Consider the following 23,889-nt stretch of genomic DNA (forward strand, 5'->3'; position numbering starts at 1 on the left):
AGATCACATGCACTTTTCTCATTCTACGTATTTATTTTAATAGATCGCACATTGCCTGAGCCCTTCCCCATATTTTCTGGGAAGGGCTTTTTTGTTCAGGTGTTTGAATGATAGCAAAAAAGGATAAAGATGAAACAGATACAGAAAGGGGAATGAACAATGAAAGTATTAGTTGCTGGAGCAAATGGACATACAGGTAGACTCGTCATTCGTTATTTAAAAGAAAAAGGACATGAGTCGCTTGCTCTCATTCGAGATGAAAAACAAGCGGATGCGCTAAAAGAACTTGGTGCAGCGCCTGTCATCGGTGATCTTGAAAAGGATGTGACAGATGCTGTGAAACAAGCAGATGCTGTCATCTTTGCAGCTGGTTCAGGCTCGAAAACAGGTGCAGATAAGACGATTGCAGTGGATCAAGAAGGTGCAAAACGTCTTGTCGACACAGCGAAAAAAGAAAACATTCAGCATTTTGTGATGCTGAGTTCCTTTAATGCCGATGATCCAAACCAGGGAAAAGGGCAAGGAAGTATGGAAATTTATTATGAGGCGAAAAGAAAAGCAGATGAACATCTAAAACAGTCTGGACTTTCCTATACCATTGTCCGTCCAGGTGCCTTGCTGCATGAGGAAAAGACAGGAAAGATTGAAGCTGCGGAGCATATTTCAGATAATCAAAACATTGAGATTTCAAGAGAGGACGTAGCCGCTGTACTAGTGGAAAGCTTAACAGAATCCAATGTGAAAAATAAATCCTTTGACTTAATTAAAGGGGATAAACCAGTAGAAGAAGCACTTCGCACCCTGTAAGAGAAGCAAGCTGCTGCCAATAAGGCGGCGGCTTTTTTGATGTTTTCAATTCCCTTGCAGCGGGAAGGTAATAAGAAAGGAGTGATTGACCGTGGGCTTAACGAAAGAACAAAAAGCTGATTTATACGAAAGATTGAATCAATTAAAGGAAGATGTAAAAGGGTCAAAAAAGAAAGAAGAATCTATGCTAAGTGAATCGAGCGAGATTTCAAATGGTGTTGGGAACCATATCGCTGATCATGGGAGCATTTATTTAGACCGCATGACCGAACAAACGCTGGACCAAGTTGATGGCCAGCTTGAAGCTGAAATTGATGCAGCCCTGAAACGAATGGAAGACGGAACATATGGGGTCTGTGAGAAAACAGGGAAAGACATTCCATATGAACGTTTAAAAGCAGTTCCCTATACACGTTATTCAATCGATGCGAAGAAAAATGAAGAAACCACTCAAGACCCAAACGAGTTTGACCGTAATTTCTCAGATCAAATGCGTGATTTAACAAATAGACAAACAATGGATCAGATGCATTCAGATACGTATGAACGATTAGAGGAAGAGCAGGATGTTGACATAGACGAAGAAAAATAGGATAATTAATCGAAGTTACATTTTTTCAGAATAATTTTTTCTTATGTATGCAATGACAAATATCTTGTATACATGAGTATTTCATAGAAAAAAGATCTCTTGAAATTTAATAAACTTTCGTGTAATATAGTTTAAAGGCTGCGATGCGCGTAATGTTAATTAAGTTTTAACCTTTAAGCTGTAATAGGGAGTTTTATATTGAAGCCGGAATGTCATGCCTCCTTAGAGAGGAAGACAGGAACGTTTCTGCAAACACCCACTTTGAGGAGTGGTGGTTTAAAACTTTCTTACTTAGATTACGGCATCCGCAGCTTTTCCTAGGATGATTCAAGCCATTTTCCATTTCGGAAAATGGCTTTTTATTTTGTAAAAAGACGAAATTCGACTGATCGCCTGTAGAGGCAAGAATCTATGTTAAAATGGACAAAACAAATGACGGAGAGGGAATTGAATGTTAGAACAAGCAGAAGCACTCCTGAAACAATATTATGGCTTTGATGCCTTTAGAAAAGGACAGAAACAAGCCATTGAAGCGATTGTAAATAAACAAAAGGATACCGTCTGCATTATGCCGACAGGCGGAGGGAAGTCAGTTTGCTATCAGATCCCTGCGCTAATGATGGAAGGTACAACGATCGTAGTATCTCCGCTTATTTCTTTAATGAAGGATCAGGTTGATGCGTTAAATGAGATGGGCATACGTTCTTCCTTTTTAAACAGCACTCTGTCCGCAGCTGAAATGAATGAAAGGCTGAAAAAATGCGAAAACGGGGAATATGAACTGCTTTATATCACACCTGAACGCTTACAAAATGAACGTTTTTTTCAGCTGTTAGATCGGTTAACGATTCCTTTAATCGCGATTGATGAAGCGCACTGTATATCCGAGTGGGGACATGATTTTAGGCCAAGTTATCGCTTCATTCAAGAATGCTTGAACAAGCTGTCAAAAAGACCGGTGATTGTCGCATTAACAGCTACAGCGACGAAAAAGGTACACCAAGATATATGTGAACAGCTTGGCATAAACGGAGAAGAAACCGTCTTTACTGGGTTTGCTAGAGAAAATTTGTCCTTTCAAGTGATCAAAGGAGAAAACAGTGAACGTTTTATCACACAATATATGAAGAAAAACAGTCTTGAGTCTGGCATTATTTATACAGCCACTCGTAAAGAAGCGGATAATATTTATCATCGACTAAAAAAACAAAAGATCAAAGCTGGCGTTTATCATGGTGGATTGGATGATCATACGAGAGAAGAGCAGCAAAACCTCTTTTTAAATGATGATATCCAGGTGATGGTCGCCACATCAGCATTTGGCATGGGAATCAATAAGTCGAATGTCCGTTTTGTGATCCATCATCAAATTCCAAGGGATATTGAAAGCTACTATCAAGAAGCTGGGCGTGCCGGCAGAGATGGGCTTGAAAGTGAATGCATCTTACTGTTTTCACCTCAAGGTGTAAGAGTGCAGCGCTTTCTCATTGAACAGTCAATAGAAGATGAGACGCGCTACCAGCATGAGCTGCTTAAATTAAGGCAAATGGTGGATTACTGTCATACTGAGCAATGTCTGCAGCAATTTGTGATGGATTATTTTGATCAAACAGCTAGTTCGCCTTGTGGTAAATGCAGCAACTGCCTTGATGAAAGAGAGCGTGAAGAGGTCACAAGAGAAGCACAGATGGTGTTATCTTGTACAGTGAGAATGAATGAGCGCTTCGGTAAAATGATGATCGCCCAAGTACTGGCGGGCTCTAAAAACAAAAAAGTGCTAGAGCTAGGTTTCGATCGTCTCCCTACATATGCTTTAATGAAACAACATTCGGCTCAGCAAATCAGTGACTTCATTGAATTTTTAATTACAGAAGAGTATTTGCACATGTCTGAAGGAGCTTACCCAACACTGAAGGTGACCCATAAAGGGAAGAAAGTGTTAGTTGGACAAGAGGCTGTGTATAAAAAGCAGGCGATCAAAGCAGAAGCCATTCAAGAAAACGATGCATTATTTGAGCGATTGAGATCGCTGAGAATGAAGCTAGCTAGAGAGCAAGGTGTTCCGCCGTTTGTTGTCTTTTCTGATCAAACATTGAAGGAAATGTCAGCGGTAGAGCCTCAAACAGATGATGAATTACTCCAAATTAAGGGGATTGGCGCTCAAAAAAGAGAGAAATACGGAGATGTTTTTTTAGAAGAAATTCGTTTATTTATAGAAAAAGAGAAAAAATAAAGAGTTTGAAGAAGAAAAATAAATATTTTTCGCTGCACTTGGACACGTTTTCATCAGGCCGTTTTTGATCCTTTTAAAACCTTGATATGGCAGGGAATCAAGCCGTTTTGTGGTCTGATTTACCAATGGAGAGAGATGTTTCATGTAAAGGAACTGTAATCTAAAACATATCGTTTTGTTATTGAATTGACATTTACATATGTTACGATAGCACTCGTTAGCCGCCATAAAAAGCTAACAAGGGAGGATTTACTTTATGAAGAAGACTATTATGTCCTTGGTTGCTGTTGCAGCAATCTCAACAACAGCATTTGGAGCGCAGCAAGCTTCTGCAAAGGAAATCACTGTACAGAAAGGTGATACACTTTGGGGAATCTCACAAAAAAATGATGTGTCTCTAAAGGACCTAAAGGGTTGGAACAATTTATCTACTGATATGATCTATGTAGGTGATAAATTGACAATCTCTTCAAAAGAGAAAACTCAGGAGCAGTATAAAGTCCAGAAGGGGGACAGCCTCTGGAAAATCGCTCAAAAATTCAATGTGTCAATTAGCGATATTAAGTCTTGGAATAACTTAAACTCAGATATAATTATGGTTGGTTCAACACTAAGTGTTGCTGGCCAAAGCTCGGCTCCGGTAAGCTCAGAACCTGTTCAAAAACAGGAACCTGTCCAAAAAGAGCAAACAACGAAAAAAGCTGCTCCTAAAAAGGAAACAGCTAAAGCAGAATCATCTTCTGCTAGTCAGAGTGTACAAAAAGAAATGACTGTTACGGCTACGGCTTATACAGCAAATGATGGTGGCATCTCAGGTATCACTGCAACAGGGGTAAACTTAAACAAAAACCCAAATGCAAAAGTCATTGCAGTAGATCCTAATGTCATTCCATTAGGAAGTAAGGTTTATGTTGAAGGCTACGGTGAAGCCATCGCAGCAGATACTGGCGGCGCAATTAAAGGTAACAAAATTGATGTACATGTACCAAGCAAATCCCAAGCGAAAAATTGGGGCGTAAAATCAGTCAAAGTAAAAGTACTTAACTAGTAAATAATTGTTTTTTGGAAGAAAGCATCAGGTGGCGGCCTGATGCTTTTATTGTACCCTTTTTTTGGTCAAAAATACACATATTTTTCAGAAAAATTTGCATTTTCGACAAAAAGTAGCGCATATCTTATGATACACGCTGGTTTTTGTCGTTAGCTGTCCACCCAATAAATTTCTCCGCTTTGTTCTTTCCAATTGATCTGGACATCAAATTGATGCTTTTCATAAAAATGAATTAAGCGATCTACGTGATCCCAGTCTCTTTTGACGAGGTCGCCAGTAATCACGGGTATGTTCTGCTCTCTTGCGATTTCTTTTAAATGCTTCATGCAGATGGAGCCGTATCCATTATCTGGCGGGCCTTTAATATCGGCAATATGAATCTTTCCTTCTTCAGGATATTCCGCAATTAAGGAAAAATCAGATTGTCCGCGAAAAGCTTTTTCACAATCGCTGAGCATAATTTTACATGTATCTGCACTTTCAATGGCAGAGACGATCAGCCACTCATCTTCTTTCGCTTGATCGATGCCAATGATCTTTGCTTTTTTCGAAATATCTTTCATATTTTCTTGCATTCGATACATTTGGAACTGCAATTGCTGTAATTCTTGCTCTAACGTCTTCACATCGTTGGCTGTTTCCTGTAAGATTGACAAGTCCATTACTCCTTTCCTATCAGAAATGATCAAAATCACATAAATTCCAATTTTAAAGGAAGTGGATGGATCTTTCAAGCCGTTAGAACGCCTGCAACCTGCAAGTTTGTCTAAAATTCGACGAAGACAGCGAATTCATTGACTTTATAGAGAAATTTAAATAACATACTCTTAGTCGGAACTAATAAAGAGAGGTTTTCAAACATGAACGAACAGAATCAAAAACCGAAAAATTTTACTGGTATTGTGATCATTTTAACAATTGCCATCAACGGATTAATCGCTTTATTATTTTTAATGCCAAAATCAGATAAATTTAGCCATCTGGATATTACATTTTTGCCGTTACTTAATGCCGTGATGAACAGCTTTACGTTTATCTTTTTACTTTCAGCACTCATCATGATTAAACAAAAGAACATTAAAGCGCACAGACGATTTATCTTTGCTGCATTTTCAACGACACTTGTCTTTTTAATTTCGTATGTGACCTATCACTCAATGGCAGCTGATACCCATTTCGGAGGAGAAGGGATTATCCGTCCAATTTATTTCTTTATTTTAATCACACATATCGTCTTATCAGCAGTCATTGTACCGCTTGCCCTGATTACGCTGTTTAGAGGCGCACAGATGCAAGTCGAGCGTCACCGTAAAATTGCTCGCTGGACCATGCCGCTGTGGCTTTATGTCAGTCTCACTGGCGTCATTGTGTATATGATGATTTCTCCATACTACAGCTAACGTATGTCCAACTGGACATACGTTCTTTTATTTACAAGATGCAGTGCTTTGGATAAAATGGGAATTGGGTATCCGACTTGCACGGTATCTTCCCATCTATAGACTCACATCATTTCTGGCCGTTTGCTCGTTTGGAGAACAACAATTGAACGAAACGGGGGTTATATGATGACTGAACAACTGCAGTATAAACCGGGGCTTGAAGACATTGTGGCAAGCGAAACGTCTATCTCATACTTAGATGTGCAGCAAGAAGAGATTGTAATTCGCGGGTATGACCTCATCGAGTTGGCACAAAAAAAGACCTATTTAGAAACAGCCTATCTGCTTATTTATGGAAGATTACCAGATGCGATGGAATATCACCAGTTTCAGCAAGACATTTCCTCACAAACCAACTTACATCCAACCATTCAAACCATTTTAACAAAACTGCCAAAAACCACACATCCGATGGATGCCATGAGAACGTGCATATCTGCTCTTAGTGGGTACGATGATGCGTTACAAGATCGATCAGAAGCATGCCAGCAAAAGCGTGCTGTTCGATTACTCGGCCAGCTACCGGCCATTGTCGCTGGAAGCTATCATATTCTCACAAAAGACGCCGCTATTTCTCCAGATCAGACCAAATCCTACACTGAAACCTTTTTAACCATGCTAACCGGACGCACGCCAACCCAAGACGAAATCACCGCTTTTGACCAAACACTCACATTATATAGTGAACATGAGCTGCCTAATTCAACGTTTGCCGCTAGAGTCATCGCATCCACACATTCTGACATGTATGGTGCTTTTACTGGAGCAATTTCTTCATTAAAAGGTGACTTGCACGGAGGAGCGAATGAAGCTGTCATGCATATGCTTCTCGAAGGGAAAACAACGGAAGGCTTCCTTGCGCTGATTGAGCGAAAATTAGCCGCAAAGGAAAAAATGATGGGCTTTGGCCATAGGGTATACATGAGAAAAATGGACCCAAGAGCCGCTCTTTTAAAACGATCATTGAAAACGCTTACGGAATCAAAGGGAGATACAACGCTTTATGACATGTGTGTAGCAGGAGAGGCATACATGAAAGAGAAGAAAAACCTCTATCCGAACCTTGATTATTACGCCGCACCTATTTATTACGTGCTCGGGATTCCAATTTCACTTTATACACCGATTTTCTTTGCTGCAAGGGCAAGTGGATTAGCTGCTCATGTCATTGAACAGCATTTGCATAATCGCATTTTCAGACCGAGAGTCCGTTATTTAGGGCCAAGAGGATTAAAAGTTTCAGATGATGATGGAAAAATGGGGGAATGAACATGAATAAAACAGCAGTCGCCAATCAAACGGATCAGCTATTAGAAGAAATCGCAGCCTATGCAGTAGACGGGGAAATTACGAGTAAAGAAGCCATTGAAACGGCACGCTATGTGCTCATAGACACACTTGGCTGCGGAATGCTGGCGCTCAATTTTCCTGAATGTACGAAGCATCTTGGACCGATCGTCCCTGGAACCGTTGTACCTAATGGAGCAAGAGTTCCAGGTACTTCCTTTGTGCTAGATCCTGTTCAAGCGGCTTTTGATATAGGCTGTATGATTCGCTGGTTAGATTATAATGACACGTGGCTTGCAGAGGAGTGGGGACATCCGTCAGATAACTTAGGCGGGATTTTAGCTGTGAGTGATTACATCAGCAGAACACGGCTTGCAAACGGGGAAGAGCCGCTTTCGATGAATGACGTACTACATGCGATTGTCAAAGCACATGAAATTCAAGGCGTACTGGCTTTAGAAAATTGTCTGAATCGCAATGGCTTGGATCATGTCCTATTTGTCAAAGTAGCAACAAGTGCTGTTGTATGTGCATTGCTTGGCGGAACAAAGGAAGACGTGCAGCATGTTTTATCGCAAGCGTTTGTTGATAATTCTCCGCTTAGGACGTATCGCCACGCCCCAAACACAGGGTCGAGGAAATCATGGGCAGCTGGGGATGCAACAAGCCGTGGGGTGAGACTCGCAATGATGACACTCAAAGGGGAAATGGGCTATCAAACGCCGCTTAGTGCAGAGAAGTGGGGCTTTGAAGATGTTCTGATGAAAGGGAAATCTCTCACACTCGCTCAGCCGCTAGGATCATACGTCATCGAAAATGTGCTTTTCAAAATTGCTTATCCTGCTGAGTTCCATGCCCAAACGGCTGCAGAGGCTGCTATGATCCTGCATGACGCTGTAAAAGGTCGATTAGATGACATTGACCGAGTAGAGATTACAACACATGAATCAGCGATTCGGATTATCGATAAGAAGGGACCGCTGTATAATCCAGCAGACCGCGATCATTGCTTGCAATATATTACTGCGATTGGATTAATCTATGGTGAGCTCACAGCTGACCATTATGAAGAAGAAACGGCGCAAAATCCGGTCATTGATCGTCTCCGGGATCAAATGGTCGTCAAAGAAGATAAACAATATACAGCGGATTATTTAGATCCGAAAAAGAGATCCATTGCAAACAGTGTGCAGATCTTCTTTAAAGACGGGACGATGACAGACCGAATCGAAATTGAATATCCACTTGGTCATCGCAGAAGAAGGCAGGAAGGCATTCCTCTGCTTGAAAAGAAATGGCTCTATCATTTGAAGACGAGATTTCCACAAAAACAAGTGGATCAAATTGTGTCACTCTGTCAAAATCCAAATCAATTAAAAACAACAACCGTACCAGCATTTATGGACTTATTCGTCATATAAGGGAGGGAATTAGTGTGTGGATCGTGAATGATGAATCAAGTCAAGTAGATTTAGCCGCAGCCTTTCAAGAACAAATGCACAAATCAGCTTTATTTCAAATTCCAGGCGTTCACGATGGAATGTCTGCGCTCTATGCAAAAAAAATGGGCTTCCAAGGGCTCTATTTATCCGGAGCCGCCTTTTGTGCCAGCAAAGGATTGCCTGATCTCGGCATGATCCATTCAACGGAAATGGCTGAAAAAGCAAAGGAAATCATTCGAGCTTCTCAGCTGCCGCTTTTGGTCGATATGGATACTGGCTATGGCGGTGTATTGAATGCTGCAAGGGCGGCAAAGGAAATGGTAGAAAGTAAGGTGGCAGCTGTTCAAATTGAAGATCAGCAAATGCCAAAAAAATGCGGACATTTAAACGGAAAATCGCTCGTTCCAGTAGAAGAGATGATCGCAAAAATCAAAGCCATCAAACAAGCGGCACCAACGCTTTTGGTGATTGCGAGAACCGATGCAAGGTCCGTAAATGGGATGGAGGATGTCATCCGCCGGGCCAATCTTTACGTAGAAGCAGGAGCTGACGCTATTTTTCCTGAGGCACTCATCACAGCAGAGGACTTCACGCATGCGTCAAACAATATTAAAGGACCGCTCCTTGCAAATATGACGGAGTTTGGCAAGACGCCTTATTATCATGCAGACGAATTTTCTGTATTTGGCTTTCAAATGGTCATTTACCCTGTGTCATCACTCAGAGTCGCTGCAAAAGCGTATGAGCGTTTATTTACAGAAATCATGGAGAAGGGGACGCAGCAAGGAATGCTAAAGGACATGCAAACGAGACAAGAGCTGTATGAAACGATTCATTATGATGAATATGAGGAAATGGATCAGCATTTAGCGAAAACGATCCTGCCGGAAATCGGGAAAGAACATCGATAAAATGAAAAGCACTTCCTAAATGGAAGTGCTTTTTTTTACGATGATGGTGAGGATGACGAAGCCAATTTCATCTTTTCTTCAACTGTTTTCGTTTTTTCTTTTACTTTTTCAGCATAAGTGAAGTCACCGAAGCAATATGGGTAGCGGAAGTTATCTTTGTTGCCTCCGCACGTATAGACTTCTGGGTTTCGTTTCACTTGCTTTTTAGAGTATTGTTTTGCCAATTTCTCGGAATGTTTTCCCCCGTTTTTTGCAACAAAATCAATATAGCCAATTCCCATATTATAGCTTTGAATAATGGTTTCCAAATCAACGCCTTTTTTCTTCCCATGCTTGTACATAGTAGAAAAATGATGGACTCCTTGTCTAATGCTTTTCTGAGGGTCATTGATTTCATTTCGTTTCAAACCAAGAGATTCAGAGGACTGCATTGGATCTCCGCCTCTGCCTTTTGATTCTTGATACATCATACCGAGGATTAACGCGGTATATTGATCTAAATCTTGATCTCTTAACTCTGTTTCTACAAGCGGTTTGAAATCATCCAATCTCGACAAAACAATTGATTCCGTATCAATCGGCAGCTTTTTTAACTCCTTTTGATTAAAGGACATGACAATGGCTGCTAATACGAAAACAAACAGAAAAATCGTGAAGCAGCCTGAAATGGCAAAACATCCTGTTTTTTTCTTTTTCAAGGTCAGTTCACCCCTGTTTTGCCCCGCTTTTAAAAGGGAAGTACAGCCTTTTTATTATGCCATATCCTGCACAAGATACCAAGTGAAAACCTTATAATCAATCGTACCCAAATGTAAATTCGGGTCTTGTTTTCAGTCTGTAGCAGAAATAAACAAAACCGATAATTAGCCAAAGCAAACCAATGATTAATGCATTTGTACTGATGTTCGTTAACAGCCATATACAAAAGGCCGTCCCGCACAGAGGAATCACTGCGTATCTCAATGTATTGAGTACACCTCTTTGTTTTTGTCTAATGAAATAGTACGCAAAAACAGATAAGTTCACTAATGTGAATCCAATCAACGCGCCGAAGCTGATAAAGGAATAAATGACTTCAAGTTCGCCAACGACTGCGGTTAAGGAGAAAGCACCAATTAATAAAATATTAAAAACAGGCGTTTTTAATCTCGGATGTATATATCCGAAGAAACGCTTCGGTAACGACTCATCTCTACCCATTGCATATAATAGCCTTGCTGCACTTGCATGTGACGATAAGGAAGAAGAGATAACAGCGACCATTGTGCCAGCTAAAAAGAACGAGTGGAGAAAGGCGCCGCCCACAAAATCCGCAATTTCAAGTGAGGCCGCATCGGGATGCTTGAACTGCTGAAAATTTGGAAATACTTGCTGCAAAAAATAAGACGTCAAGGTAAACAGTACGCCTCCAATGGCAACGGTTAAGAAGATGGCAAGTGGGATCGTCTTTTTTGGCTTAATGGTTTCCTCAGACAGGGTCGAAATCGCATCAAATCCTAGAAACGAAAAACATAAAATGGTTGCTCCTGAAAAAATAAGCGCTGGATCTAAGCTCGCCGAATAAAAAGGCCGGGCGGACAATAATTCCCCGCTGCCTGCATTTTGCGTGAGCCCATACATAATAAACCCAACAAAAGTGACGGCGACAATGACCTGAAAGGTCACAAATAGTGCCGTGATGTTGGCTGTAAGCCGGATACCGATTACATTGACAGTCGTTATGGCGATAGCAAGTATGGAGATCCAAATGTAATGAGGTACATCAGGAAAGGCTGCGGTTAAATAAGCACTTCCAATCGCAAAATTCACCATAGGCAAAAATAAATAATCCAGTAAAAGTGTCCAGCCTACAAGAAAGCCAACATGAGGATGAATACTTTTTTGCGCGTATGTATAAGCAGATCCTGCTTTTGGAAAAGCCTTCACCATATTCCCATAGCTAAGCGCTGTCAATAGTAATGCAAGTAACGTAAATATATAAGCTGTAGCGACGTGTCCTTTCGTCAGCTGAGCCACAATGCCGTATGAATCAAATACGACAAGTGGATCCATATAAGCAAGCCCGATCACAACAAGTGGAAAGACAGTCAGGCTGCGTTTTAGTCTTGGCTCTTCAGTCAATTTGCCTATCAGCTCCTCTAAAAAAATGAATAAATAATGCTCATTTTAAAAAGAATGCTACCAAGTGTCAATGCTATTTGAGTAAATCTTTTTTCTAAAGTGTGCTCTCTTTGCATGCCGGACGTTTTGGTATATGATGATACATAGAATAAGTCGTGATTTGACGGACAAGAAAGGTGAAGCAAAATGAAGGAAGAACTGAATACAAATCAAGAACAGGAACGGATGGAGCTGGATGAAGAAAGTCTATTTCTTGTCTCCCAAACCTTTAAAGCTTTATCTGATCCGACACGTATTCGAATTCTGCACCTGCTGTCTCAAGGTGAACACTCGGTAAATGATATAGCAGAAACACTGAATCTCATGCAATCAACCGTTTCTCATCAGCTGCGCTTTTTAAAAAACCTTCGTCTCGTGAAATCTAGACGAGCAGGGACCTCGATTTTTTACAGCCCTGAAGATCAGCATGTGATGGAAGTGCTTGAACAGATGATTCACCATGCACAGCACGATTGATAAAAAACCTTCCTACTTTCATATAGGAAGGTTTTTATGCATGATGCACATGTGTCGATCGTTTATTTGCTTTCATCATGTGAAAAGAAAAAACAACATAGTAAGCAGCTAAAAGAAAAAAGCTGAGCATGGTCATCGCATCATCGCTCACGATGTGCTGATACAGTTCAACGACACTGATTTTGGTCATCGAATGGTTTGTGAGCTCAACCAGCTTAAAACTAAGCCTGGATAAAAACAAACATAAAATGAAGCTTTCAATCCATTTACTCGTTTTCATATACAGCCGGCCATTTTCTTCTTTCATACGAATCGTCTGATAGGCATGAACAGCTAGGCTGCTTCCAAAAAGCATACCAATAGCGGCATAGATGAGGATATTATGATTTTGCCATCCTTCTGATAGGAGAATAAGGGCTGAAAGACCAAAGAGATACATTCTCATCAAAAGCCTGATGGGGCGTACAAGCTGAAAGCGTCTCATTCGATTCATTCGAATCATGATGCAGATCAACATAATGCTCCCAATCATGAACAATTGCCACACGTTATGTGTCATGATGCAACCTCCTCCTGCACGTGCAGGGATGTAAACGAATGCTGGCTGTTACTTATCTTTACCATTCTTTCTTTTTTTATCAAAACAAAACCTACATTTATGAAAAAGAGGAAAAGTCATGAAAATCGACCGCATTTTATCTACTGTGATGCTGCTCATTAGCAAGAAGCAAGTACAGGCGAAAGATCTTGCTGAACTTCACGAAGTGAGCACGAGGACCATTTATCGTGACATTGATACCATCAATCAAGCGGGAATCCCTGTTGTCACAACCCAAGGAGCAGGTGGAGGCATTTCACTTGTTGAGGATTATCGTTTAGAGAAAAAATTATTTACCGATGATGACATCGAGGTCATTTTAACAGCCCTCGAAAGCATGACGAGTGCCTATTCCTTTAAAGAAAGCGAACATGTACTGAAAAAAATCAAATCGCTTATTCCCACGCATACGTGTGAAAACGAAAAGCAGCATCATGTCTTCATTGATTTAAGCTCCTGGGGAAAAGACAGCCAGGCAGAAAAGAAGCTCCAGCTCATTCATACAGCTGCGTCAGCGCACCAATACATTCAGTTTACTTACCGCAATGCGAAAGGTGAAACACTTCCACGCAAAGTGGAGCCTTATACGCTCGTTTTAAAAGGGAGGCATTGGTATTTGTATGCGTTCTGTTGTGTAAAAAAAGCTTTTCGTCTGTTCAAGCTAACTAGAATGACGGGTCTTGTCACCATTTCAGGGTATTTTCAACCGAAAAGAATCAAAAACGAAGAAAAGCCTTGGAATGATTCTTGGCAAGAACAACCGTCGGTCAGCTCTGTCACGCTCAGGTTAACGGAAGCATCAGTGGGGAAAGTGAAGGAGTGGGTAGATGAGAACGAATTGAATGTTTGTTCAGACGGCACTTACCTTGCCACCATTACCGTACCTCTTGATGATTGGTTAAATAGTTTCCTATTCCATTTAGGTCCAGATGTTGACATTCTTTCCCCGAAGCATGTCAAAGAAGCGTTTGACATTCAGTTGAAACAATTTCTCAAACGAATAGAAACTTGACACAGTGTTGTCAGGTTTCTTTTTATATGATAGAAAAAAAGGAGATGAGAATGTATGTACGATATCGTGACATTAGAGAAACAATGGATGAAAGGGTTGTCTGTTCGAACAACAAACGAAATGGAGCAAACAAAAGAGCGGAAGATTGCTCCACTCTGGCAACAATTTTTTGCGCAGCAGCTTCACGGAGGGCAAGCGCCCGTCATAGGATTATATTCAGATTATGAAAAAGATGAGCATGGCTCTTATTTATTTACTGCTGGGCAATTCGTGGATCAGCAGGTAGAACATGTCATAGAGGTTCCTTCATCGACCTACGCAAAATTCCGAACGAGAAAGGGACCTATTGAAGAGGTTGTGTTGGAGACATGGCAGCAGATTTGGGCGTGGGATGAGCGCCATTACCGCACATATACAGGCGACTTTGAATGGTATGATGAAAGATCTATAGATCCAAAAGAAGCGCAAATTGATATTTATATTGCGGTTGATGAAGAAATGCTTGCTAAAACTAATATCATTAGTTAATATAAAACTAACAACATTAGTTTTAGGAGGACATATGATGAGATTGACAACTTTTGATCGCCTGCACCAGCTCACATTGATGCCACGTCTATTTCCGGTAAATTGCTATGTATTTGAGGAAGAAAATGGACTGATATTAATTGATGCTGCTTTAAAAATGGCAGCAAGCTCGATCATTGAATTTGCGCACAAAAAAGACAAGCCAATCGACAAGATTATTCTCACTCATAGTCATATGGATCATATCGGTGCACTAGATGAAGTGAAAAAGGCTTTTCCAGAGGCAGTCGTTTATTTATCAAAACGCGATGCCCTCCTTTTTGAAGGTGATTTTTCCTTGCTTCCTGGTGAACCTCAGCAAAAAATTAAAGGCAGTTTTTCGAAACATATTCGTACAAAACCGGATGTGCTTGTCGAAGAAGGGGATGAGATTGGACCGCTGAAAGTCATTGCAACACCAGGGCACACACCTGGCAGCATTTCTTTATACGATGAAAGGTCAGGGATTGTCATTGCAGGAGATGCACTTGTGACAAAAGGCGGTTTATTCGTAACGGGTGAGTTTCGCTTGACCTTCCCGTTCCCGGCTTTTGCCACTTGGGATGCAGAAACAGCACTCAAAAGTGCCGAAAAATTGCTGGCACTTCCCTTATCTTGTCTTGCAGTAGGACATGGTGATCTTATCATGGAACCTCATGCCAAGCTTCAAGCTGCCATAACAAAAAGGCAGCATCAGTTAAAGAAAGGGGAGCAGTAAACCGTGTCTCCAAGAATGGGTATCACGCAAGAAAAAATCATCGATACAGCGGCCGCATTTGTTGATGAAGAGGGCTTTTCTGCATTGACCATTGCTACATTGTCTAAAAAGCTGAACATCAGACCACCTTCTCTTTATAATCATGTATCTGGTCTTCTTGAAATTCAGGCGGCACTCGCAGAAAAAGGGCTGTCCATGCTACGTGAAGAAGGTATACACGTAACAGAGGGATTGGATAAAGAAGAAGCTGTGTTAGCCTTTGCCAAACAGTATGTTGAATTTGTCCGCGAACATCCAGGCCTTTATGAAGCGGCCTTTTCACATATGGAGGAGAAAAAAGTAAGAAGTGAGGCAGAGCGCCTTGTTGAATTTGTCCAATCCATCATGGCCCGTTTTGGTGTCAAAGAAGAAGAGATGACACATGTGGTCAGAGGACTAAGAAGCTTATTGCACGGCTTCGGTGATATTTCAAATAAAAATGGATTTCAACGAAAAGAACAGCTTGAAGACAGTGTGAGCTATGCGGTCAAGCTTTATATCTCAGGTGTGTTGCAAAAAGAAGATCTGTCTCATTGACAGGTCTTTCAGATTGTTGACAAAGGGCTAAAATGATTTTTATTTTAGCCCTTTGTCTTCTTTTCAGCGTGAATTGAAAACCCTTGAAGTCTAGGAAGATCGAGCACTGGAGCGGAGCGAATTCAACATTCGTGAGCACCAGCGCGCAGATCTGACAACGAATGCGAGGGTTTGTCTACACGCTGGAAGATCTGTCTCATTGACAGGTCTTTTTTTGGTAGTGAACCGATATGTTAAAGAGGCGACCATCTTGAACCAATTTTTTGACAAAAAAAGAATAAACATTTGACAGTTTTGTGAAACATGGTATGCTTATTATGTGAAATAATTCACATAGAGGAGTAGAGGCAGATGAAAAGAAAGCCCGTTTATGTGGAAACAACCATTCATGCACCGATAGAGAAAGTATGGGAGTATACGCAAAATCCAAAGCTTCATGAACAATGGGATTTGCGCTTTTCAACCATTTCATTAAATGAACCTCAAAATGAACAGCCCCAATCCTTTTTGTATGAAAAGCATCTTGGGTTTGGTTTAAGTGTCACAGGGACAGGAGCTTATCGAACAAGAATGATGGATGAACGGAATGAGCGGGCATCCTCACTTCATTTCAAATCGTCACACCCATTGTCTTTTATCAAAGAAGGCAGCGGCTACTGGAAGTATATGAAAACAAGCGACCACATTGTGTTTCAAACTCAATTTGATTACAAAACGAAAGAAGGAAAAGGATGGACATGGGCAGACCGAATTCTTTTTCGCCCAATGATCGGGTTTATGACAGCCTTTAGTTTTGGGGCATTAAAGACGTGGCTTGAAAAGGGAACGCATCCCCGTTTGCTGCTAGAGAGAACACTTGCTCATTACGGGATTTGTTTGCTGTTTGCCATCGTCTGGCTATGCCAAGCGGTCATTCCTTTTTCACATTCGGCTTTTGATCATAGCACGAGTTTCCGATTGTTTTATGCGCTTTTAGGCGTATCATGGCTAATTCCCAAGCTAACAAAGAAATATCTATTCATTTTTCAAAGTATGTTTCTTCTCATCATGCTTTGTATAGGGGTCCTATCCCCGCAAACGACGCTTCATGAGCCGCTTGTGATGAGTGCATTTTTCATTTTGTCGATTGCAGGTATGATCAATCTAAAAGATTGTGTAGATGTATTTTCCATCAAACGAAAAAGGGGAGGTAGACATGGTCGTTCATCGTCATCAAGTAAAGGATTACGATAAGCTGCATCCAAAGCTAAAAGAGAGATACAATCGCGCGTTTTCTGCTGAAGGCACCATGGAGGAAATAGGCGGCGGGTCAAGACTCATTCGATTTATTTTTAGAATTGGTTCTTTGTTTCGGTGCTTTTTCCCTGAAAGAGGAAAAGACATTCCTTTCCAAATTGTCAATGATCCCTTTGTGACACATAAGGGAGAGGAAGGGATGCACTGGTATCGAACGTTTTATTTCCCAAAGAAGGAGCGGCACTTTGATGCAGATATGATCATTGATCAGAAGAGTCATACAGTACTAGACTACTTTGGAAAGCCTAGACTTCTTGTGTCAGAGCTTCATTTTACAGTAACAAAGCATGGTTTCTTACACATCCAATCCGGCCGGCAGAAGTTTTTGATGTTCGGCAGGGAATGGCCGCTGCCTTCATGGCTTTATGGTGTGTCAGATGTAACGGAAGGCTACGATGAACATGTAGGTGAATATACCATTGATGTCCACGTGAAAAATCGCCTGTTTGGTACTCTTTTTACATATAAAGGCCGTTTTACAGAAAGGGTGTCTCATGATGAATAAGTGGCATTTGACATCCAGTCTGATCTTCATGTCTTGTTTTATCGCCACCCGTTTCATGACAGGCCGGGTAGCAGAATTTTTTGTTCTCATGGCAATTCTATTTTTTGTTCCCTCTGCCTTACACTTTTTTGAGAAAGAAGGGAAGAAACACAAGCCAGAGAGGCTGATCGGCTTTTTAATGAAAGCCTTTCCACTAGCGGCTCTTTGTGCAACCGCTGCTTTTATCTATCATTCCGCTTGGTTTGCATCGGGATGGCTTTTATATACAATCTTATTGGCGTTATTTGGCTTTTGTCGTTTGCTGGAAAGAGGAATCTTTCCGCTTCATGAGCTGATGATTGATGGCGCATGGATGTATCTCGCTTTAGGCGGTCTGTGGTTTTGGCTGTACACAGCAGATATACAGGTGATGACATTTTCGCCGATCATTGTTCTTTTGACCGCTATTCATTTTCATTACTCGGCTTTTTTTATCCCGCTTTTTTATGGATTTTTAGGAAGGCAGCGAATAAAAGAGACAGCTTTATACAAAGCGGCAGGCTGGGTGATTTTGCTGTCGCCTGTGATGATTGCTGTGGGGATTAGCTTTTCCCGTCTATTTGATACGTTCAGCGTCATTCTTTATGTAATGGCGCTCTACATATATGGCATCCTTTGTATGAAAACAAGATTTCGGTCGACTTTGGCAAAAGGTCTTGTTGTGTTTTCTAGCTTAGTTTTAATGGGGACGATCGTGTTATCACTTCTTTATTCCGCTGGTATGCTGATGCGTGTGACCTACATCAGCATGGATCAGATGATTTGGTTTCATGGCAGTATCAATGCTTTTTTTGTGATTTTGCCGGGGTTGATTGGCTGGCTGATTGAAGGACCGAAGGATCAATTAAAGCAGAAGAACTTTCCGATTTCCAAAGTGTATGGCCGGTTTCAACTGATCTCTTTTCAAGAGGAAAGCGTGCATAACCATGAGAAGCTGGGTTTAGTCGATTCGCTTGATGAATTAAATGGAACGACATTTTCAGCTGACAGGGTCTCACCTGTGATTCGCAGATTTTATGAAGACCCTATGGCTTTTACATTAAAAGCAGCCGTCAGCTTTCATTGGTGGGTAAGGCCGTTTGTTTTTTTACTTCAGCCAGTGTTTAAGAAAATAGGTCAGCTTTATTTGGGGTTATCTCGTCATCCATATGAGATGCAGGGACGTCTGACTAGATTTCAACATCCGAAGGAAGAAAGGGAAAATGTTCGGGCTTGGATACGTCACAATGTAAAAGGAGAGCAAGTCTTTTTTGCACTTTATGCTCTTCATTACGATGCAGCTGCGGGTTATATGAATATTGCGCTGCCACTTCCGTATTCTCAGCTGACAGCTATTTTAAAGCCTTTTAATGAGAAAGAAGATTTTCTATTAAAAAGCGCATGTCCAAAAGGCAGTACCGGTGACGAAGGATTGTATTTGCATACGCCTTTTATCACCATGAAACTGCCAATGGAAGAAAGCTTTCATATGAAGCCGGAGACAGATCAAAGTCTCACAGCGGTACATCAAATGAAGCTGTTCGGTATTCCTTTTTTAACGATTCATTATCATATTGACAGTGAAAGTCATCATGTTAGTCAATGATGTCGCATGGTTCACCGTGCCGAATGATGTTCACAATCGCTTGCCCATCACTCGGATGATGATCTGCATACTGGACTGGCAGCAGTGCAAAAAATACATAGTAGACTGAGAAGTAAGCAAATTGATAGAAAAATTGGTGCTCTGGCAGGAAATCATTGGCGATCATTGTGTTCAGTATGAGAACACTGAGCAGGTTGCATAATGAACCGCCTAAGTAGACAAGAATGTGCGACAATCGGTTGTTTTTCCTCATTTCTTCATAGTGGCAAAATGCATCTAGAAAATAGATTCGTCTAATTTCAACGACGCCTACTTTCAACACTTTTTTCCCTCTGCCAAGCGCAAAGGAAACCTTTGCTCCAAACATCCACGCGACCACAATATGGCCAAGCTGATGCAGGATGGCAACGATAGGAAGAATGACAAAAAACGACCAGCAAAACGTCCACATATCCGATAATGTAAACAAGTGTGAACCCTCCCCAATATATTCGGGAGGAAGCAGTAGGATTATTTGCCATTTTACTGAATTCATTTTCAGGATGCAAACATTTAATACACGACAATAAATTTATTATGTAAACTATAAAGGTGATTTTAACGCTGTATAGGCTTTTTGAACCTCCTCTATGACAAAATGAATGTGCTACAATGAATAATCAATAGATTACGTTACCTTTTATGAAGAGGAGAGAGTCAGATGGCAGATATTGAACAGTTTTTGGCGTTAGATATTCGCGTTGGGACGATCATAGAAGCAGAATTTTTTGCAGAGGCAAGAGTGCCTGCGTTGAAGCTCAAGATTGATTTTGGTGAAGAAATTGGTGTGAAGCAATCTAGTGCTCAGTTGACGAAGCGTTATACAGCGGAAAATCTTACCGGCAAACAAATCGTAGCGGTCGTTAATTTCCCGCCAAGAAGAATTGCAGGGTTCAAATCAGAAGTGCTTGTCTTAGGAGGCATGCCGTCAAAAGAAGACGTGGTGTTGTTAGCGACAGATGAACCGGTTGAGAATGGAACAAAAATAGGGTAAGAAAAAAGACATCTTCCTAAGAAGATGTCTTTTGCGTATTGAGGCGGAATAACCACACGCCACATTCGTGTGTGTCTCAAAGAGACATGTTACCCGACTTACACAATTCAGCTCATCGCTTGATTAATATAGCATGGGATGAGCTTGAATGCAACCTTTAAATGAATTCTTTCAGATTTTCTTGTCATTTCACAAGATGAATGACAAGAAATCGATTATTTGGATTATTTTTTCAAAATATATTGAAAAGTCAGATCAGATTTTATAAAATGAATTCATCTTAGTTTGTTTGGTCAATAAACTAAGATGAATTTCAAGTATTGATCCCTATATTGAAGGAGATGATTCTGTCATTCGACTGTTTTGCTGCGCATTTGGGCTAAGCTGAAAGGAAGAGATGTTCAGCTACATTTTTATAACAAATTGAAAGCGCTTTATATTCCCTGTATTGATTGCTGCTGCCCTCCGTCATCTGTTCGTTAGAAGAGGCTAAGTGAAGAAGGGAGAAAGCTCATGGTTAGTGAGAATTTAAAGAAGATTCGTATGTCTGAAAAAGTGGGATATGCTTCAGGGGATTTCGCATGTAATTTGATTTACGCTACTGTTTCTACGTATCTATTATTTTTCTATACAGATGTGTACGGTTTATCAGCGGCAGCAGCAGGGACGATGTTTTTGGTTGTTCGCGCCATCGATGCGCTTGCAGATCCATTTATTGGTGCATTGGTAGACCGGACGAACAGCCGTTTTGGTAGATTCAGACCTTATTTGTTATTCGGTGCATTTCCTTTTGTCGTACTTGCCATTCTTTGCTTTACAACACCTGATTTTTCCGAAATGGGTAAACTCATTTATGCCTACATCACGTATGTTGGTTTATCGCTTACATACACATTCATCAACGTTCCTTATGGTGCTTTAACTTCCGCAATGACAAGAAATAACCAAGAGGTTGTCAGTATTACGTCCGTTCGTATGGTGTTTGCCAATCTAGGTGGTCTAGTTGTTGCTTTTTTTGTTCCTTTTCTTGCGACCTTTTTAAGTGATACGACAGGAAATACAGCACTTGGCTGGCAGATGACGATGGCTTTTCTCGGCGTTCTTGGCGGCGCATTACTGATTTTCTGTTTTAAAAGCACGAATGAACGTGTCACGCTTCAAAAGCCAGAGGAAAAGATTAAATTCAGTGATATCTTTGTCCAGTTACGAGTGAATCGCCCGCTTGTTGTATTAAGCATTTTCTTTATTATTATTTTTGGTGTGAACTCGATCAGCAACTCTGTTGGGATCTATTATGTGACGTATAACCTTGGCAGTGAAGATTTAGTGAAATGGTACGGACTCATTGGCAGTCTGCCAGCTTTAATGGTGCTGCCATTTATTCCGAAGCTGCACAAGCTGTTAGGAAAGAAAAAGCTGCTGAATTATTCTTTATCGCTGAATATAGTAGGTCTTCTTGCCTTACTTGTGATACCGCCGAGTCAAATCACTTTAATACTGATTTTCAGGCTTGTTGCTGCTGCGGGGAGTATTACAGCGGGTGCTTACATGTGGGCGCTCATTCCTGAGACTGTTGAATATGGCGAATATAAAACTGGAAAAAGGATGGGCGGACTGATCTACGCAGTCATTGGATTTTTCTTTAAATTTGGGATGGCATTAGGCGGGATTGTTCCGGGGCTTGTACTCGATCGATTTGGCTATGTTGCAAACCAAGTGCAGACGCCAGAAGCATTGCTTGGCATTTTAATCACGGTAACAGTGATTCCTGTATGCTTACTGATTTTAGCGATGATTGATATTAATTTTTATAACCTAGATGAAGAAGAGCACCAAAAAGTCGTGAGGGAGCTTGAGAATAGGGATCAAGTATATATCGATCATATGGATGATTTTAAAATGTAGGTCGTGAAAGAGGAGGAAGTTGAATGAAAATCACCAATCCAGTACTCAAAGGATTTAACCCGGACCCAAGTATTTGCCGTGTAGGAGAAGATTATTACATGGCGGTCTCTACATTTGAATGGTTTCCAGGGGTACAAATTTATCATTCGAAGGATCTCGTCCATTGGCGGCTTGCTGCGCGTCCTTTGCAAAAAACGTCGCAGCTGGACATGAAAGGAAATCCTGATTCTGGCGGAGTATGGGCACCGTGCCTAAGCTATGCAGATGGTCAGTTTTGGCTCATTTATTCAGATATCAAAGTAGTGGATGGTCCATTTAAAGATGGTCATAATTATTTGGTTACGGCAAGTGAAGTTGATGGTGATTGGAGTGAGCCGGTTAAGCTTAATAGCTCTGGCTTTGATCCCTCTTTATTTCATGACCAAAGCGGGAAGAAATACGTCTTAAATATGCTGTGGGATCATAGAGAAAAGCACCATTCCTTTGCGGGTATTGCCCTGCAGGAATATAGCGTGACGGAAAAGAAACTCATTGGTCAGCGGAAGGTCATTTTTAAAGGCACACCGATTAAATTGACAGAAGCACCGCATCTTTATCACATCGGTGATTACTATTATTTATTAACAGCAGAAGGAGGCACCAGGTACGAGCATGCGGCAACAATTGCCCGTTCCCGGCAGATTGAAGGGCCTTATGAGGTTCATCCTGATAACCCAATTTTAAGTGCTTTTCACTCACCTGAACATCCGCTTCAAAAATGCGGTCATGCTTCCATTGTTCAAACGCACACAAATGAGTGGTATCTCGCTCATCTGACTGGCCGCCCCATTCAATCAAGCAAGGAATCTATTTTTCAGCAAAGAGGGTGGTGTCCTTTAGGAAGAGAAACAGCGATTCAAAAGCTTGAATGGAAGGATGGCTGGCCGTATGTTGTGGGCGGAAAAGAAGGAACGCTGGAGGTTGAAGCGCCAGCGATCAACGAAAAGGTTTTTGCTCCTACCTACCATACAGTCGATGAGTTTAAAGAATCAACGTTAAATAGACACTTTCAAACATTAAGAATTCCTTTTACTGAACAGATCGGTTCATTAACGGAAAAACCTCAGCATTTAAGGTTATATGGTCACGAATCTCTAACATCTAAGTTTACTCAAGCCTTTGTTGCAAGGCGCTGGCAAAGCTTTTATTTTGAAGCAGAGACAGCTGTGTTGTTCTATCCAGAGAATTTTCAGCAAGCCGCTGGTCTTGTGAATTATTACAATACGGAAAATTGGACAGCGCTTCAGGTGACATATGACGAGGAACTTGGCCGCATTCTTGAATTATCTGCCTGTCAAAACCTTTCCTTTTCTCAGCCATTGGCACAAAAAATCGTCATTCCAGAGGAGGTCACCTATGTGTATTTAAAAGTGACCGTTCAGAAAGAAACATATACCTATTCTTATTCATTTGATCAAAAAGACTGGAAGGAAATTGATGTGATATTTGAATCTAGCCACCTATCTGATGACTTCATTCGAGGAGGAGGATTTTTTACAGGGGCATTTGTCGGCATGCAGTGCCAGGATACAAGTGGCGAGCGTCTTCCTGCTGATTTCAACTATTTCCGTTATGAGGAAACAGATAAATAAAAAAAGACAACACGGTAAGAGC

At 41.1% G+C, this 23,889-nt stretch carries 24 protein-coding genes and 1 other RNA gene; 20 read left to right on the forward strand and 5 right to left on the reverse strand.

Going from position 1 to position 23,889, the window contains the following annotated elements; genetic code table 11:
* Positions 1-159 precede the first annotated feature (159 nt).
* From MHH40_RS00975 to MHH40_RS00995, 5 genes are all read left to right on the forward strand, one after another.
* Positions 160-807: an SDR family oxidoreductase gene (locus MHH40_RS00975; protein WP_050943927.1), complete on the forward strand. Its 648-nt coding sequence runs from the start codon at positions 160-162 to the stop codon at positions 805-807.
* Between the two features lie 91 nt (positions 808-898).
* Entirely contained in the window at positions 899-1,399 is a 501-nt protein-coding gene (locus MHH40_RS00980; RefSeq protein ID WP_003215876.1) for a TraR/DksA family transcriptional regulator, read from the forward strand.
* Between the two features lie 132 nt (positions 1,400-1,531).
* Positions 1,532-1,717, forward strand: a non-coding RNA gene (ssrS, locus tag MHH40_RS00985) — 6S RNA.
* A gap of 133 nt (positions 1,718-1,850) precedes the next feature.
* A complete protein-coding gene (gene recQ / locus MHH40_RS00990; protein ID WP_050943928.1) occupies positions 1,851-3,632 on the forward strand; it encodes a DNA helicase RecQ in 1,782 nt (593 codons plus the stop codon).
* A 256-nt stretch (positions 3,633-3,888) separates the two neighbouring features.
* Positions 3,889-4,680, forward strand: coding sequence for a LysM peptidoglycan-binding and 3D domain-containing protein (locus MHH40_RS00995; RefSeq protein WP_003216022.1), 792 nt, complete (start codon positions 3,889-3,891; stop codon positions 4,678-4,680).
* 152 nt (positions 4,681-4,832) lie between these two features.
* On the opposite strand, the gene MHH40_RS01000 is transcribed toward MHH40_RS00995, so the two are convergent.
* Positions 4,833-5,345, reverse strand: coding sequence for a hypothetical protein (locus MHH40_RS01000; RefSeq protein WP_050782689.1), 513 nt, complete (start codon positions 5,343-5,345; stop codon positions 4,833-4,835).
* 198 nt (positions 5,346-5,543) lie between these two features.
* Here MHH40_RS01000 and MHH40_RS01005 point away from each other — a divergent pair, with 198 nt between their 5' ends.
* The 4 genes from MHH40_RS01005 to prpB all read left to right on the forward strand — a co-directional run bounded on the left by MHH40_RS01005 (position 5,544) and on the right by prpB (position 9,765).
* The gene (locus MHH40_RS01005; RefSeq protein WP_003215636.1) at positions 5,544-6,083 is read left to right on the forward strand and encodes a DUF420 domain-containing protein; all 540 of its coding nucleotides are present in this window, start codon (positions 5,544-5,546) and stop codon (positions 6,081-6,083) included.
* 168 nt (positions 6,084-6,251) lie between these two features.
* Complete coding sequence (mmgD, locus tag MHH40_RS01010) at positions 6,252-7,394, forward strand: citrate synthase (RefSeq protein WP_050943929.1); 1,143 nt, start codon at positions 6,252-6,254, stop codon at positions 7,392-7,394.
* Positions 7,395-7,396: 2 nt separating this feature from the next.
* Entirely contained in the window at positions 7,397-8,833 is a 1,437-nt protein-coding gene (locus MHH40_RS01015) for a bifunctional 2-methylcitrate dehydratase/aconitate hydratase (protein WP_050943930.1), read from the forward strand.
* 14 nt (positions 8,834-8,847) lie between these two features.
* Positions 8,848-9,765, forward strand: coding sequence for a methylisocitrate lyase (gene prpB / locus MHH40_RS01020; protein WP_050943931.1), 918 nt, complete (start codon positions 8,848-8,850; stop codon positions 9,763-9,765).
* 35 nt (positions 9,766-9,800) lie between these two features.
* Here the strand turns inward: prpB and MHH40_RS01025 are convergent, their stop codons facing one another.
* Positions 9,801-10,463, reverse strand: a complete 663-nt coding sequence (locus MHH40_RS01025) for a lysozyme family protein (protein WP_003215897.1) — start codon at positions 10,461-10,463, stop codon at positions 9,801-9,803.
* Between the two features lie 97 nt (positions 10,464-10,560).
* Positions 10,561-11,886, reverse strand: a complete 1,326-nt coding sequence (locus MHH40_RS01030; protein WP_050943932.1) for an APC family permease — start codon at positions 11,884-11,886, stop codon at positions 10,561-10,563.
* A 186-nt stretch (positions 11,887-12,072) separates the two neighbouring features.
* Here MHH40_RS01030 and czrA point away from each other — a divergent pair, with 186 nt between their 5' ends.
* Positions 12,073-12,402, forward strand: coding sequence for a Zn(II)-responsive metalloregulatory transcriptional repressor CzrA (gene czrA / locus MHH40_RS01035; protein WP_007500691.1), 330 nt, complete (start codon positions 12,073-12,075; stop codon positions 12,400-12,402).
* A gap of 34 nt (positions 12,403-12,436) precedes the next feature.
* Here the strand turns inward: czrA and MHH40_RS01040 are convergent, their stop codons facing one another.
* Positions 12,437-12,961 carry a hypothetical protein gene (locus MHH40_RS01040; RefSeq protein ID WP_050943933.1) on the reverse strand — a complete coding sequence of 175 codons (525 nt, stop codon included), beginning with the start codon at positions 12,959-12,961 and terminating at the stop codon, positions 12,437-12,439.
* 118 nt (positions 12,962-13,079) lie between these two features.
* Between MHH40_RS01040 and MHH40_RS01045 the strand changes: the two genes are divergently transcribed.
* The 7 genes from MHH40_RS01045 (at position 13,080) to MHH40_RS01075 (ending at position 19,298) form a co-directional block, all read left to right on the forward strand.
* Positions 13,080-14,012, forward strand: coding sequence for a helix-turn-helix transcriptional regulator (locus tag MHH40_RS01045; RefSeq protein WP_050943934.1), 933 nt, complete (start codon positions 13,080-13,082; stop codon positions 14,010-14,012).
* A 54-nt stretch (positions 14,013-14,066) separates the two neighbouring features.
* Positions 14,067-14,540, forward strand: a complete 474-nt coding sequence (locus tag MHH40_RS01050; RefSeq protein WP_050943935.1) for a GyrI-like domain-containing protein — start codon at positions 14,067-14,069, stop codon at positions 14,538-14,540.
* A 37-nt stretch (positions 14,541-14,577) separates the two neighbouring features.
* Positions 14,578-15,297 (forward strand): MBL fold metallo-hydrolase, encoded by a 720-nt coding sequence (locus MHH40_RS01055; protein WP_340900546.1) that lies wholly within the window; start codon positions 14,578-14,580, stop codon positions 15,295-15,297.
* Positions 15,298-15,300: 3 nt separating this feature from the next.
* A complete protein-coding gene (locus MHH40_RS01060) occupies positions 15,301-15,873 on the forward strand; it encodes a TetR/AcrR family transcriptional regulator (protein ID WP_050943937.1) in 573 nt (190 codons plus the stop codon).
* Positions 15,874-16,224: 351 nt separating this feature from the next.
* Positions 16,225-17,106: a hypothetical protein gene (locus tag MHH40_RS01065; RefSeq protein WP_050943938.1), complete on the forward strand. Its 882-nt coding sequence runs from the start codon at positions 16,225-16,227 to the stop codon at positions 17,104-17,106.
* Complete coding sequence (locus MHH40_RS01070; protein WP_050943939.1) at positions 17,069-17,674, forward strand: DUF4166 domain-containing protein; 606 nt, start codon at positions 17,069-17,071, stop codon at positions 17,672-17,674. Before MHH40_RS01065 ends, MHH40_RS01070 begins: the two co-directional genes overlap by 38 nt.
* Positions 17,667-19,298, forward strand: a complete 1,632-nt coding sequence (locus tag MHH40_RS01075) for a YndJ family protein (protein WP_050943940.1) — start codon at positions 17,667-17,669, stop codon at positions 19,296-19,298. Before MHH40_RS01070 ends, MHH40_RS01075 begins: the two co-directional genes overlap by 8 nt.
* Here MHH40_RS01075 and MHH40_RS01080 read toward each other — a convergent pair.
* Positions 19,288-19,767 carry a site-2 protease family protein gene (locus MHH40_RS01080; RefSeq protein WP_003216048.1) on the reverse strand — a complete coding sequence of 160 codons (480 nt, stop codon included), beginning with the start codon at positions 19,765-19,767 and terminating at the stop codon, positions 19,288-19,290. The two genes, MHH40_RS01075 and MHH40_RS01080, sit on opposite strands and share 11 nt — an antisense overlap.
* Before the next feature lie 231 nt (positions 19,768-19,998).
* Here MHH40_RS01080 and csaA point away from each other — a divergent pair, with 231 nt between their 5' ends.
* The 3 genes from csaA to MHH40_RS01095 all read left to right on the forward strand — a co-directional run bounded on the left by csaA (position 19,999) and on the right by MHH40_RS01095 (position 23,867).
* Entirely contained in the window at positions 19,999-20,331 is a 333-nt protein-coding gene (gene csaA / locus MHH40_RS01085; RefSeq protein WP_003215734.1) for a chaperone CsaA, read from the forward strand.
* 513 nt (positions 20,332-20,844) lie between these two features.
* Positions 20,845-22,236, forward strand: a complete 1,392-nt coding sequence (locus tag MHH40_RS01090) for an MFS transporter (RefSeq protein WP_340900547.1) — start codon at positions 20,845-20,847, stop codon at positions 22,234-22,236.
* 23 nt (positions 22,237-22,259) lie between these two features.
* On the forward strand, positions 22,260-23,867 hold the full coding sequence (locus MHH40_RS01095; RefSeq protein WP_050943941.1) for a glycoside hydrolase family 43 protein: 1,608 nt from the start codon (positions 22,260-22,262) through the stop codon (positions 23,865-23,867).
* The last annotated feature ends 22 nt before the right edge of the window (positions 23,868-23,889 follow it).

It is taken from the genome of Bacillus sp. FSL K6-2431 (assembly GCF_038005165.1).
GTDB lineage: Bacteria > Bacillota > Bacilli > Bacillales > Bacillaceae > Bacillus > Bacillus pumilus.